The organism is Subtercola vilae (genome assembly GCF_004923255.1).
Lineage (GTDB): Bacteria > Actinomycetota > Actinomycetes > Actinomycetales > Microbacteriaceae > Subtercola > Subtercola vilae.
Genome location: NZ_QYRT01000024.1, coordinates 1 through 12322, shown reverse-complemented (window position 1 = coordinate 12322; position 12322 = coordinate 1). Strand labels below are relative to the sequence as shown.

The window sequence follows — 12322 nt, the reverse complement described above, 5'->3', positions numbered from 1 at the left end:
GCGCTCAAAACGGTCGGTAGCCGCTCCGAGCGCGTCTCAATTTCGGTCAGTGTCTCTGGCGTCACAGCCCGCCGGTGGTGCTGCTCGAGCCGACCCGGCCGGCGAGGCTCATACTCAGCTCGCCCTGTAGCGAAATCCAGCCGCGCGTGCTGAACACCAGCGTGCGGTGCGCCGGCGCGGTGGCCTGCAGGCGGCACGAGTGCCCCTGCTCGAGCGCCGGCAGGTCGAACAAAAACACTGCACCACCCGAACCGTCTGGATACTTCGTCACGGTGTCGCGGCTCAGGATGGTCGTGTAGGTGTTGAGGTCGTCGCAGGTGATGAACGCGCCGAAGCCGCCCACCGCGTCGCTCGCGCGAAGGCCGCTCAGGGCGCCCGTCACCAGCAGGTCGTGCGCCGCCGGATTGCCGCTGAGCGGCACCACGAAGTTGAGTACTGACGCAGAACCGGCCGCCGGAGCGACCGTAACGACCTGGGAGGCTCTGGCAGCAACCGGGGCGGGCGTGGCGAATGCAGCCGATGACACTCCGAGCGCGGTCACGCCCGCAGCGCACGCCGTAATTGCGGCAATCGCCGCTATGCGTGCCGCCTGAGCCATGCGGGCGGCCTGAATTGTTCGAGTCATTCTGTCTCCTTCGTCGTGAACAGGGTTCACAACAAGAGAGTCAGAAAGTCCTCGACGCTTACGGGAGAACTGGTTACACGCAGCTTCCGGCCTGGTTGTCGGTGCCGGCCGTCGCGAACGCCGGGTCGATGCCCGCGGCGAGAACACGCACACCAGAGACTCGGTTGGCTTTGTCGGCATCCCAATACGAACCGCCCGACCGATCCTTGGCCACCTCGAAGACGAGCGTGCCGGGGGTGTCGGCGAGAGCCCACACGTCTGACACCGAGCCCGAGTAGACCATCCAGAGACGGTCTCCGTACTTCTGAGTGAGATCAGCCTCTGCGGTTCCGACGCCCGCCCCTTCGGCGGTCACGAGAGCCGGATCACGTACGTCGATACGCGAGACGACATCAGCCGCAGCGACCATGAACCCGGAACCCCCGAAATCGGGGTATGTCGAGAGCCACCGATCACTTACCGCACCCGGGTAGCCTCCCGAGCTGGCGTAAAGCGGGTCGGCGTCGCAGTGGTTCGCCGAGAACCGGATCATCGACGAGAGCGCTGGCGCAGCACCCACCTGCAATGAACCGATTCCCTGCGGCGAGACCACCAAGCTGGCATACGCCGGAGCGGAGCTCTCCGCCACCGCCGACGACGGCACGGCCGGTGTCGTTGCTGCAGTCGTCCCTGAAGAAGGCGCCACTGAGGCACTGGACGAGCCTTGCGCACCCGCTGATGCGGGCGCGCGCTCAGTACCCGCGCACCCCGTAATCAAGCCGAGCATTACGACGAATGCGGCCGTCGCAATTGAGGTGCGTCGTACGTGAACGAGTGTTTCTGAGTGCATACACAGAAAGTAGCAGTTCAGCTCTCGCTCGGCAGTCCGCAAATTTGCGGACGCGAGTCACAATCAAATAATGAAGCGCCGAAACCAGCGCACGACATGTTGTGCGTGGCGCTGTACTCGCAGCACGGGCCGAGATCAGCCCAGGGCGCCTGTTCGCGCGACCGGGATCGTTGTGCCGGAGAAGACAAGCCGCGTCTGCCCATATTCGCCGCATGACGGGCACGACGCGGCCATCATCACAGCCGACGGTTACACTGAACGCTCGTGCATCGGAGACACCAATCCAGCGGATCCGTTACGCGAGTTTCGCGAGCAAACGGAAGTTACGCCTCGATGACGACCGGCACGATCATGGGGCGACGACGGTACGAGGTGTTCACCCAGCGACCGACCGTGCGACGCACGACCTGCTGCAGGGCGTGGGTGTCGCGAGTGCCGTTCTGCGCGGCATCGGCGAGGGCAGCAGCGATCTTCGGCTTGACCTTGTCGAAGACCGATTCGTCTTCGGCGAAACCCTTGGCGTGAATCTCTGGCCCGACCACGATGCGGCCGGTGCCGGCCTCGATGACGACGATGATCGAGATGAAGCCCTCTTCGCCGAGAACACGACGGTCTTTGAGATCGTCGTCGGTGATCTCGCCGACACTGTTGCCGTCGACGTAGACGAAGCCGAGGTCATACTGGCCCACCACGCGGGCGACGCCGTCTTTCAGGTCGATGACGGTGCCGTCGTCAGCCAGGATGGTGTTCTCGACCGGCACACCGGTCTCGATGGCCAGCTGCGCGTTCGCCACAAGGTGGCGATACTCGCCGTGAACCGGCATGACGTTCTTCGGCTTCAGGATGTTGTAGCAGTACAGCAACTCGCCCGCCGCAGCGTGGCCAGAGACATGCACCTTGGCGTTGCCCTTGTGAACGACGGTCGCACCGAGCTTGGTGAGGCCGTTGATGACGCGGTAGACGGCGTTCTCATTGCCGGGGATGAGTGAGGACGCGAGGATGACCGTGTCACCGGGCCCGACCTCAATCTGGTGCTCGAGGTTGGCCATGCGCGAGAGCACCGCCATCGGCTCGCCCTGCGAACCGGTCGACATGTAGACGATCTTGTCGTCGGGGATGTCGCCGGCCTTCTTGAAGTCGACGAGCACGCCTTCGGGAACCTTGAGGTATCCGAGCTCTTCTGCGATACCCATGTTGCGCACCATGGAACGGCCGAGCAGCGCCACCCTTCGCCCATTGGCGTGTGCGGCATCCAGAACCTGCTGCACACGGTGAACGTGCGAGGAGAAGCTGGCCACGATGACCCGGCGGGGAGCACGAGCGATGACCGAATCGAGCACGGGGCCGATGGTGCGCTCAGAGGGGGTGAACCCGGGAACATCGGCATTGGTCGAGTCGACCAGGAAGAGGTCGACGCCGGCTTCACCGAGGCGGGCAAAGGCACGCAGGTCGGTGATGCGGTTGTCGAGGGGCAGCTGATCCATCTTGAAGTCGCCGGTGTGCAGCACCACGCCCGCGACGGTCTTGATGGCCACGGCCAGCGCGTCGGGAATGGAGTGGTTCACCGCGACGAACTCGAGCTCGAACGGGCCCATCTGCTCGATCTGGCCCTCTTCGACCTGAAAGGTGTAGGGCTTGATGCGGTGCTCTTTGAGCTTCGCCTCGACGAGTGCCAGCGTGAGGCCGGAGCCGATGAGGGGAATGTCGTTCTTCAAGCGCAAGAGGTACGGCACAGCGCCGATGTGGTCTTCGTGGCCGTGGGTGAGCACGATGCCGACGACGTCTTTCAGACGGTCACGCACCAGCGAGAAGTCGGGAAGAATGAGGTCGACGCCGGGCTGGGTCTCTTCGGGGAACAGCACGCCGCAGTCGACGATCAGCAGCTTGCCATTGATTTCGAACACGGTCATGTTTCGGCCGATTTCGCCGAGGCCGCCGATGGGGATGACCCGCAGCGTGTCGGGCTTCAGGGGCTGGGGTGCGAATGTGGGATTGGGCATATGCCCTCCTAGATGTCTGTGATTGAGTTGTGTCTGCCGCGTTTTAGCGGGTCGTACCAGGGATTTTGGGCAGCGCGCCACCGGCGGCTGCGTTACGGTCGGGCCGGAAGTTTGTGAAGCTGACGCCCGGAATGCTGCGAACGAGATCGATTTCGTCTTCGATCTTCGCCGCCTCCCACTCTTCGGGGCCGACGAGGGGCAGGCGCACGCGCGGGCTCGCAATGCGGCCGAGCCCGTGCAGGATGTACTTCGCTGCAACGGTGCCGGGCACGTGCGTCATGGTGGCGCGCACGAGCGGCTCGAGCGCCTTGTGCATCAGTGTGGCCGTGGCCAGGTCGCCCGCGTTCACCGCGTCGATCATGATGCGGTACGGGCGCGCAGCGATGTTGTTGGTGACGCCGATGAGGCCGGTTGCGCCCACGGCGAGGTGCGGCAGCACGTTCGAATCGTCGCCCGAGAAGTACATCAGGTCGGTCTGGTTCAGCACGCGGCTGACCTCACTGAAGTCGCCCTTGGCGTCTTTGATAGCGAGGATGTTCGGGTGCTTCGCCGCCCGCAGAATGGTGTCGTACGCGATGGGCACACCCGTGCGCCCCGGAATGTCGTACAGAATAACCGGCAGATCGGTGGCGTCGGCGATCATGCGGAAGTGCGTGAGGATACCGGCCTGGGTGGGCTTGTTGTAGTACGGCGTCACGACGAGGTTGGCGTCGGCACCCGCCTTCTCGCTCTGCTTCGCGAGTTGCATGGCGTGCGCGGTCTCGTTGGAGCCGCCGCCGGTGATGATCTTCGCGCGGCCGTTGGCGACCGACTTGGCCACCTCGACGAGCCTGATCTTCTCGGCGTCGGTGAGGGTGGACGTCTCGCCCGTCGTTCCTGACACCACGATGCCGTCGGCACCGTCGCTGATCACCGTGTCGATGTGCTTCTCGACACTCACCCAGTCGACTTCACCGTCTGCGGTGAAGGGGGTCACCAGGGCGACGAGCACCTGGCCGAACGGGTTCGCCCGGCTCAGCGGAGCAGATGGTGCGGAGGAAGAAATATCAGACACGTCTACAGGGTAGCGGGGAATCAGAACCCGAGCCTGCCCAACTGCTTCGCATCACGCTGCCAGTCTTTGGCCACTTTGACCCGGATGCTCAGAAACACCTGTTTGCCGACGAGCGGCTCTATGGCGGCACGAGCCCGCGCACCCACGTCGCCCAGGCGAACGCCGCCCTTGCCGATGATGATGCCCTTCTGGCTGTCACGTTCGACGAACAGGTTCGCATAGATCTCGACGAGGTCGCGGTCGTCACGCTCGATCATGTCGTCGATGGTGACGGCGATGGAGTGCGGCAATTCGTCTTCGACCCCTTCGAGTGCGGCCTCACGGATGAGCTCGGAGATGCGAGCCTCGAGACCCTCGTCGGTGGTCTGATCGTCGGGGTAGAGCTTCTCCGAACGCGGCAGTAGCTTGATGAGCTCGGCCGTCAGAATGTCGAGCTGCAGGTTGCTGGTCGACGAGATCGGGATGATCGCCTCCCAGTTGCGCATCTCCGAGATGGCGAGCAACTGCTCGGCCACAGCGGGCCTCGACGCGGCGTCGATCTTCGTGACGATGGCCACCTTCTTGGCACGCGGGAAGGCGTCGAGCTGTTCGTTGATGAACTTGTCGCCCGGGCCGATCTTCTCATCGGCGGGCACGCAGAAACCGATGACGTCGACATCGCCGAGCGTCGACTGAACCACCGAGTTGAGCCGCTCGCCGAGCAGCGTGCGGGGCCGATGCATACCGGGAGTGTCGACCAGGATGAGCTGGCCGTCTGGGCGGTGCACGATTCCGCGGATGGCCCGCCTGGTGGTCTGCGGTTTCGAACTGGTGATGGCGATCTTCTCGCCCACCAGGGCATTGGTGAGTGTGGACTTGCCCACGTTCGGGCGCCCCACGAACGAGACGAAGCCCGCTCGAAAGTCTGGGTCGGAGACGATATCTGAGCCGATCATGCTTACCCCTTTTCGGGCGTGTGTGGAGCTGCGAGTGAAATGGTGCTGCCTGCTGCCGAAGCAACAGTGAAGTTCTCGGGGTCGTCGCGTTGCACGACGATCGTGGTGATGCGCCGGCGACGGCCGTCGGTGCGTTCGGCCGTGAGTGAGAGACCGGCCACGTGGGCGACAGAACCCTGCGCGGGCAACCGCCCGAGCACCTTGCCGAGCAGCCCGCCCACCGAGTCGACGTCGTCATCGCCCAGTTCCATTCCGAACAGTTCGCCGAGTTCGTCGACCGCCAGCCGTGCACTGACGCGGAAGACGCCGGTGGAGAGTTCTTCGACCTCGACGACCTCACGGTCGTACTCGTCGGAGATGTCGCCGACGAGTTCTTCGATCAAGTCTTCCATGGTGACGAGCCCGGCGATTCCGCCGTACTCGTCGACGACCATGGCGAGGTGGTTCGACTCGAGCTGCATCTGACGCAGGGTGTCGTCGACCTTCTTCGATTCGGGGATGAACAGGGCCGGCTTCGCGAGCTCAGCCACGGTCACCACGTCGACCTTCTTGGGCTTTTCGTGCGAGAGTCGCGCGGCATCGCGGAGGTACAGGATGCCCGTGATCTCGTCGACCGAATCGGCTACCACGGGCATCCGGGAGACCCCACGGCTGAGAAAGAGGCCCATGCTCTGCCCCACGGTAGAGCTCTGCTCGATGGTGACCATGTCGGTGCGCGGAATCATGACCTCGCGAACGACGGTGTCGTTGAATTCGAGGATGGAGTGGATGAGCTCGCGGTCGTCTTCTTCGAGCACATCGAGCTCTGTGGCCTCGTCGACCATGCTGAGAAGCTGCTCTTCTGACGAGAAAGTTGCCGTGGCGGCGCGACCGGGCGTGACCCTGTTGCCGAGTGCCACCAGGGCATTCGCGACGGGCCCGAGCAGCACCCGCAGCAGGTGCACGAGCACCGCGGTGAGCTGCAGCACCACCTTGGCGTGGGCCCGGCCCACACTGCGTGGGCTCGAACCGACGAGCACGAATGACACCCCGGTCATGATGAGGATCGACAGCACGAGCGCGAGCCACACATTGTCGAGGCTGAACGCCAACGAGATGGTGACGAGCACCGCGGCCGAGGTCTCGACCACGACCCGCATGAAGTTGACCACGTTGACGTGGGCACCCGTGTCTTCGGCGATCGCCCGCAGCGACCGCTTGGCGCGTGAGTGCTCGCTGAGCTCCAGAATGTCGGCTCGCGACAGCGACGCCATTGCCGAATCGGTGGCGGCAAAGAGGCCGCCAAGGGCTACGAGAACAAAGGCGACCGCGATGAAGGGGCCGACGAGAGGAAGGGAGCTCATGTGCGTCGGCGGCGCTCCTTCATGGAGAAGCCAACCAGAATGTCGCCCTGGATGCCGAACATCTCTTTCTCTTCGGCCGGTTCAGCGTGGTCGAACCCGAGCAGGTGCAGCAGCCCGTGCGTGGTGAGCAGCAGCAGCTCTTCGAGCGTGGAGTGCCCGGCCGCCTCGGCCTGGCCCTCGGCGACCTGCGGGCAGAGCACGATGTCGCCGAGCAGCCCGGCGGGCGTAGGGGCGTCTTCGGTGCCGGGGCGCAGCTCGTCCATGGGAAAGCTGAGTACGTCGGTGGGGCCCGGCTCGTCCATCCACTGCACGTGCAGTTGCTCCATGGCGGCCTCGTCGACCAGAACGATGGCGAGCTCGGCATCGGGATGCACGTGCATCTGCTCGAGCGCGTACGTGGCCAGGCGCAGCAACGTGGGCTCGTCGACCGGGATCGACGACTCGTTGTTGACTTCGATGCTCATGCGCGGTCTCCTCGACGGGCGGCAGCACTGTTGCGGTGCGCCAGCTGAATCTGGTCGTACTTGGTATAGGCGTCGACGATCTTGCCGACGAGGGTGTGACGAACAACATCGTCACTGGTCAGAGTAGCGAAGTGGATGTCGTCGAGCCCGTCGAGCACGCCGCGAACGACCTGCAGACCGCTTGTTCCCACGGGGAGGTCGATCTGGGTGATGTCGCCGGTGATGACCATGCGCGAGCCGAACCCGAGGCGGGTGAGAAACATCTTCATCTGCTCGGGCGTGGTGTTCTGGGCTTCGTCGAGCACGATGAAGGAGTCATTCAGGGTACGGCCGCGCATGTACGCGAGCGGCGCGACTTCGATGGCGCCGGTGGCCATGAGCTTCGGAACGATCTCGGGGTCGAGCATCTCGTTGAGCGCGTCGAACAGCGGGCGCAGGTACGGGTCGATCTTGTCGGTCAGCGAGCCCGGCAGATAGCCCAACCGCTCCCCTGCCTCGACAGCCGGCCGGGTGAGGATGATGCGGTTGACCTCTTTGCGCTGCAGCGCCTGCACGGCTTTGGCCATGGCGAGGTAGGTCTTGCCGGTTCCCGCCGGGCCGATGCCGAACACGATGGTGTTCTCATCGATCGCGTCGACGTACTTCTTCTGGCCGAGCGTCTTTGCGCGCACGGTTCTGCCGCGCGTGGAGATGATGGGTTCGCCGAGCGCGACCGACGGGCTCGTGGGGTTGCCGGAGTCGAGCATGCGGGCCGAAGCCGTGACCTCGATGTCGGTGAGTTCTTCGTTGCCGTTCTTCACCATGAGCACCAGTTCTTCGACGAGCCGGCGCGCCGACTCCACGTCGGCGGTGGGCCCCAGCAGCGTGATCTCGTTGCCGCGAACATGGATGCTGACGCTGGGGTACTGCTTCTCGACGAGGGTGACCAGCCGGTCTTGCGGCCCGAGCAGGCGCACCATGGCGAGCCCGTCGACGTGGATGACGGCGTCGCTGGTGCTGCCGCTGGTGCCGCCGCGGGAGCTGGCAGTGCCGCTGCCGCTGCCTTCGTTAGAACGTGCCAAGTGAACCTTCTTTGAGATCGCCCGCGAGAACGTGGGCGTGAACGTGGAATACGGTCTGCCCGGCACCTGCGCCGGTGTTGAAGATGAGACGGAAGTCACCATCGGAGTGCTCGGCCGCCAGGGTGTCGGCGAGCGCCACCAACTCGGCCAGCAACGCCGGGTCACCCGCCGCCAGCTCGACGACGTTCGCGTACTGCTCGGTCTTCGGCACAACCAGAATGTGAACGGGTGCCTTCGGAGCGATATCGGCGAAGGCGATCAGCGTCTCGGTCTCAGCGAAGATGGTGGCCGGAATCTCGCGCGCCACTATGCGGCTGAAGAGCGTTGGCCCTGGTGTGTCTGACATGCCTCCATCGTAATCGGCGCGTCTGACACCCGCCCCGGTGGCGGCTGGTCTCACCAGCGCCCTAGGCGAACATTGAGCGCTGAGAGCGCGGCCGGGCCGGCTGTGGAGGTGCGCAGGATGCTCGTTCCGAGTTTCACCGTGGTCGCTCCCGCGGCCACGAGCTGGTGCAGTTCGTTCGGGCTGATGCCGCCTTCGGGGCCCACCACGAGTACGAGGTCGGGCTGACCATCGGTGCGGGCAGCATCGGTGCGGGCAGCATCGAAGTCAGCAGCGTCGAACCCGGGCAGCGCGGCTGCGGTGAGCGCCTCTGTGGCGGAGGGCTCGAGCACGAGCATCCGGCTGACCGAAGCCAGTTCGATGAGCTGCTTGATGCCAGCCAACTCGCCCACCGTCGGCACAAACGCGCGAATGGACTGCTTGCTGGCCTCACGAACGATGGTGCGCCAGCGCTCGACGCCCTTCGCCACTTTCGGGCCCACCCAGCGCGACACCGAGCGCTCGGCAGCCCACGGCAGCACGCCGTCGATTCCAAGCTCGGTGGCGGCCTGCACGGCCATCTCGTCGCGGTCGCCCTTGGCGAGGGCCTGAACCAGCCAGATGGTCGCGGCCGGTCGCCGCTCGACCCGCACACTCGTCACCGCGATGCTGAGCACGCTCGACGACACCGCAATGACTGGCCCGCTCACGATCAGCCCGCGACCGTCACCGATGGAGGTGTCTTCGCCCACCTTGATGCGGTTTACCGTCACGGCGTGCTTCTGCTCTTCGCCGTGCAGCGACACGACATCGCGCACCTCGTGCGGAATGTCGTTCAGGTCTTCACGAATGAACAGCGAACTCATGTCTCAGGCTCTCAGACGTTCAGAAACCGGTCGCGCAGCTTGGCGAACAGGCCCTGCTGAAAGTGCCCGAGCGTGGGGGCGGGGTATTTGTGCGCCGCGGCGAGCTGTTTCACGAGTTCACGCTGCTTGTGGTCGAGTTTCGTGGGCGTCACCACCTGAATGCCGATCTTCAGGTCACCGCGACCGCCACCGCGGAGCTTTGTCACGCCACGCGACTTGATCGTCACCACTTCAGAGCTCTGGATGCCCGGCTTCAGTTCGACCTCAACGTCGCCGTCGAGCGCGCCCAGCGTCGTCGTCGTGCCCAGCACTGCATCCCACATCTGCACTTCGAGCGTGCACAGCAGGTCATCGCCGTTGCGGCTGAAGATGTCGTGGTGGGTCACCTTGACCTCGAGGTACAGGTCGCCCTGCGGGCCGCCGGCGGGGCCGACCTCACCCTGCGAGGGCATCTGCAGGCGAAGGCCGGTGTCGACGCCGGCCGGAATGTCGACGGGAATGATGCGACGGGCGCGAACACGGCCCTGGCCCTGGCAGGTGACGCAGGGTGCGGGGATGACCGTGCCGTAGCCGCGGCAGGTGCCACAGGGCGAACTCGTCATCACGTTGCCGAGCAGCGAGCGCACCGTGCGGGAGATCTGGCCGCTGCCGTGGCAGATGTCACAGGTCACTTCGTGGGTGCCCGGTTGGGCGCAGCTGCCGTTGCAGGTCTCGCAGAGCACGGCGGTGTCGACCTCGAGGTCGCGGTGGGTGCCGAAGATGACCTCGCTGAGGTCGACTTCGACGCGCAGCAGAGCGTCTTGGCCGCGCTCGGCGCGCGAGCGGGGGCCGCGCTGGCCACCCTGCTGGCCGCCGAAGAAGGTCTCGAAGATGTCTCCGAAACCGCCGAAGCCCTGGGCTCCGCCGCCAGCGCCACCGAAACCGGCCTGCGGGCCGCGATCGTAGTTCTGGCGCTGCCCGGGATCGCTCAGCACGTCGTACGCGTGCGTCACCGACTTGAACCTCTCTTGGGCATCCGGGCTCGGATTCACATCGGGGTGCAGTTCTCGGGCGAGCTTGCGGTACGCCTTCTTGATCTCGTCGGTGCTAGCGGTTCGCTCGACGCCGAGCACGTCGTAATGGTCAGCCACGAAGGGCTTCTCCTTTGTTCGGGAATTGCATCAGAAAGTTCACGATTCGCCTGTTTATGACTCGCCCAGGCTCTTCGAGAGGTAACGCGCCACGGCACGAACGGCCGCGATGTTGGTGGAGTAGTCCATGCGGGTGGGGCCGAGCACGCCGAGCCGCGCCACCTGGCCACCGACCGAGCTGTAGCCGCTCGCCAGCACGGAGGTCTCGGCGAGCCCGAACGACGCATTCTCGCGGCCGATGCTCACCGACATGCCGTGCTGGTCTGCCTGCATCTCGCTGAACAGGCGGAGCAGCACCACCTGCTCTTCGACAGCTTCGAGAACGGGCAGGATGCTGCCGGCGAAGTCTCCCTCGGTGCGCACCAGGTTCGCAGCCCCCGCGATGATGAGCTTCTCCTGCCGGTTCGCCGTGACCTGTTCGACGAGTGCGGCCACGATCACGTCGACCGAGAGGCGCTCTGGCGGCGTGAACTGCAAGGCGAAGGCAAGCAGGCCTGCAGCCGCTTCGTCGAGGCCGAACCCCGCGACAGCGTGATTCACCCGCGAACGCAGCGTGACCAGGAACTCGTCGTCGATGCCGGTCGGCAGTTCGACGATGCGCTGCTCGACGTGGCCCGTGTCGGTGATGACCACCGTGAGCAGGCGCACGGGCGTGAGAGCCACGAGCTCGATGTGCCGCACCTTCGCCTGCGAGAGAGAGGGGTACTGCACGAGCGCCACCTGCTGGGTGAGCTGCGAGAGTAGTCGAACGGTGCGGGCAAGCACATCGTCGATGTCGACGGAGGACCCCAAGAACGTCTCGATTGCCTGGCGTTGCGCGGGTGTGAGCGGCTTCAGGCCAGACAGATGATCGACGAAGAGCCGGTAGCCCTTGTCGGTGGGAATGCGGCCAGACGATGTGTGCGGCGCGACGATGAGCTCTTCTTCTTCGAGAAGCGCCATGTCGTTGCGAATGGTGGCGGCCGACACACCGAACGAATGGCGGTCGACGATCGACTTCGAACCAACCGGTTCGCGAGAGGCCACGTAGTCGTGCACGATCACTCTGAGCACTTCGAGGCTGCGTTCAGAGACCACTGTGTTGCCGCCTTCCGCCTAGCACTCAGGTATCTAGAGTGCCAATTATATATCGCGACACGCTGAGTAAAAATCATTGCTCAACCCGGTTGACGAGCAGTATCTTGTGCTTATGTCGAACTCCAACGGTACCCCGCCATATCAGCCGGCTGCCGGCCAGCCCGCACTCTCGTCTGCCGACGACAAGCTCTGGGCCTCCCTCTCTCATTTCGGCAACATCATTCCGCTCATCCCGGCCCTCATCATCTACCTGGTCTTCAAAGACCGCGGCACGCTGGTGCGGCAGGAGAGTACCGAAGCCCTGAACTGGACCATCAACGTCACCGGCATCATCGTGGTCGGCAACATCGTGGCCGGCGTGCTCGGCCTCATACCCGTCTTCGGCTGGATCATCGGCCTGCTGATCGGCCTCATCATCTGGGCGGTCGTGATCGTGAACCTGGTTTTCGCCATTGTCGGCGGCGTTCGGGTGAACGGTGGCGGCAGCTATCGGTATCCCGTCAATTTTCGCTGGATCAAGTAGCCCGGCCCACTTCTCGTAAGATCGTCGCAACCAACGAAAGGCGTCACAATGTCGAGCGAAGTTCCCCCTCCCGTCGGGCCTCCGGCTCCCCCG

Annotated in this window: 13 protein-coding genes; 1 reads left to right on the top strand and 12 read right to left on the bottom strand. The window is 64.6% G+C overall.

The genetic code is table 11. The features are described from left to right. Positions 1 to 61: 61 nt before the first annotated feature. From D4765_RS12305 to hrcA, 12 genes are all read right to left on the bottom strand, one after another. Positions 62 to 625 carry a hypothetical protein gene (locus tag D4765_RS12305; protein ID WP_136642600.1) on the bottom strand — a complete coding sequence of 188 codons (564 nt, stop codon included), beginning with the start codon at positions 623 to 625 and terminating at the stop codon, positions 62 to 64. Positions 626 to 698: 73 nt separating this feature from the next. Beyond that, complete coding sequence (locus D4765_RS12300; RefSeq protein ID WP_136642599.1) at positions 699 to 1310, bottom strand: hypothetical protein; 612 nt, start codon at positions 1308 to 1310, stop codon at positions 699 to 701. A 467-nt stretch (positions 1311 to 1777) separates the two neighbouring features. Beyond that, complete coding sequence (locus D4765_RS12295; protein WP_136642598.1) at positions 1778 to 3454, bottom strand: ribonuclease J; 1677 nt, start codon at positions 3452 to 3454, stop codon at positions 1778 to 1780. Between the two features lie 43 nt (positions 3455 to 3497). Further along, a complete protein-coding gene (gene dapA / locus D4765_RS12290) occupies positions 3498 to 4472 on the bottom strand; it encodes a 4-hydroxy-tetrahydrodipicolinate synthase (RefSeq protein WP_136642640.1) in 975 nt (324 codons plus the stop codon). A 56-nt stretch (positions 4473 to 4528) separates the two neighbouring features. Next, complete coding sequence (gene era, locus D4765_RS12285; protein ID WP_136642597.1) at positions 4529 to 5443, bottom strand: GTPase Era; 915 nt, start codon at positions 5441 to 5443, stop codon at positions 4529 to 4531. A 2-nt stretch (positions 5444 to 5445) separates the two neighbouring features. Continuing rightward, positions 5446 to 6786 carry a hemolysin family protein gene (locus D4765_RS12280; protein WP_136642596.1) on the bottom strand — a complete coding sequence of 447 codons (1341 nt, stop codon included), beginning with the start codon at positions 6784 to 6786 and terminating at the stop codon, positions 5446 to 5448. Continuing rightward, the gene (gene ybeY, locus D4765_RS12275) at positions 6783 to 7250 is read right to left on the bottom strand and encodes an rRNA maturation RNase YbeY (protein WP_136642595.1); all 468 of its coding nucleotides are present in this window, start codon (positions 7248 to 7250) and stop codon (positions 6783 to 6785) included. The genes D4765_RS12280 and ybeY overlap by 4 nt, the downstream gene beginning before the upstream one ends. Beyond that, positions 7247 to 8209 carry a PhoH family protein gene (locus tag D4765_RS12270; RefSeq protein WP_136642639.1) on the bottom strand — a complete coding sequence of 321 codons (963 nt, stop codon included), beginning with the start codon at positions 8207 to 8209 and terminating at the stop codon, positions 7247 to 7249. The genes ybeY and D4765_RS12270 overlap by 4 nt, the downstream gene beginning before the upstream one ends. An 88-nt stretch (positions 8210 to 8297) precedes the next feature. Further along, the gene (locus D4765_RS12265; protein WP_136642594.1) at positions 8298 to 8657 is read right to left on the bottom strand and encodes an HIT domain-containing protein; all 360 of its coding nucleotides are present in this window, start codon (positions 8655 to 8657) and stop codon (positions 8298 to 8300) included. Between the two features lie 50 nt (positions 8658 to 8707). Continuing rightward, positions 8708 to 9499, bottom strand: a complete 792-nt coding sequence (locus tag D4765_RS12260) for a 16S rRNA (uracil(1498)-N(3))-methyltransferase (RefSeq protein ID WP_136642593.1) — start codon at positions 9497 to 9499, stop codon at positions 8708 to 8710. A gap of 11 nt (positions 9500 to 9510) precedes the next feature. Next, on the bottom strand, positions 9511 to 10629 hold the full coding sequence (dnaJ, locus tag D4765_RS12255; RefSeq protein ID WP_136642592.1) for a molecular chaperone DnaJ: 1119 nt from the start codon (positions 10627 to 10629) through the stop codon (positions 9511 to 9513). A gap of 54 nt (positions 10630 to 10683) precedes the next feature. Further along, on the bottom strand, positions 10684 to 11706 hold the full coding sequence (gene hrcA, locus D4765_RS12250; RefSeq protein WP_136642591.1) for a heat-inducible transcriptional repressor HrcA: 1023 nt from the start codon (positions 11704 to 11706) through the stop codon (positions 10684 to 10686). A gap of 112 nt (positions 11707 to 11818) precedes the next feature. Between hrcA and D4765_RS12245 the strand changes: the two genes are divergently transcribed. After that, complete coding sequence (locus D4765_RS12245; RefSeq protein ID WP_136642590.1) at positions 11819 to 12229, top strand: DUF4870 domain-containing protein; 411 nt, start codon at positions 11819 to 11821, stop codon at positions 12227 to 12229. The last annotated feature ends 93 nt before the right edge of the window (positions 12230 to 12322 follow it).

What these genes read in the sequence shown, in the direction of transcription:
- D4765_RS12245 (WP_136642590.1), top strand. Translation starts at nt 11,819, where the DNA reads ATGTCGAACTCCAACGGTACCCCGCCATATCAGCCGGCTGCCGGCCAG.
- D4765_RS12260 (WP_136642593.1), bottom strand. Translation starts at nt 9,499, where the DNA reads ATGAGTTCGCTGTTCATTCGTGAAGACCTGAACGACATTCCGCACGAG.
- D4765_RS12295 (WP_136642598.1), bottom strand. Translation starts at nt 3,454, where the DNA reads ATGCCCAATCCCACATTCGCACCCCAGCCCCTGAAGCCCGACACGCTG.
- D4765_RS12280 (WP_136642596.1), bottom strand. Translation starts at nt 6,786, where the DNA reads ATGAGCTCCCTTCCTCTCGTCGGCCCCTTCATCGCGGTCGCCTTTGTT.
- ybeY (WP_136642595.1), bottom strand. Translation starts at nt 7,250, where the DNA reads ATGAGCATCGAAGTCAACAACGAGTCGTCGATCCCGGTCGACGAGCCC.
- D4765_RS12265 (WP_136642594.1), bottom strand. Translation starts at nt 8,657, where the DNA reads ATGTCAGACACACCAGGGCCAACGCTCTTCAGCCGCATAGTGGCGCGC.
- D4765_RS12270 (WP_136642639.1), bottom strand. Translation starts at nt 8,209, where the DNA reads ATGGTGCGCCTGCTCGGGCCGCAAGACCGGCTGGTCACCCTCGTCGAG.
- era (WP_136642597.1), bottom strand. Translation starts at nt 5,443, where the DNA reads ATGATCGGCTCAGATATCGTCTCCGACCCAGACTTTCGAGCGGGCTTC.
- D4765_RS12305 (WP_136642600.1), bottom strand. Translation starts at nt 625, where the DNA reads ATGACTCGAACAATTCAGGCCGCCCGCATGGCTCAGGCGGCACGCATA.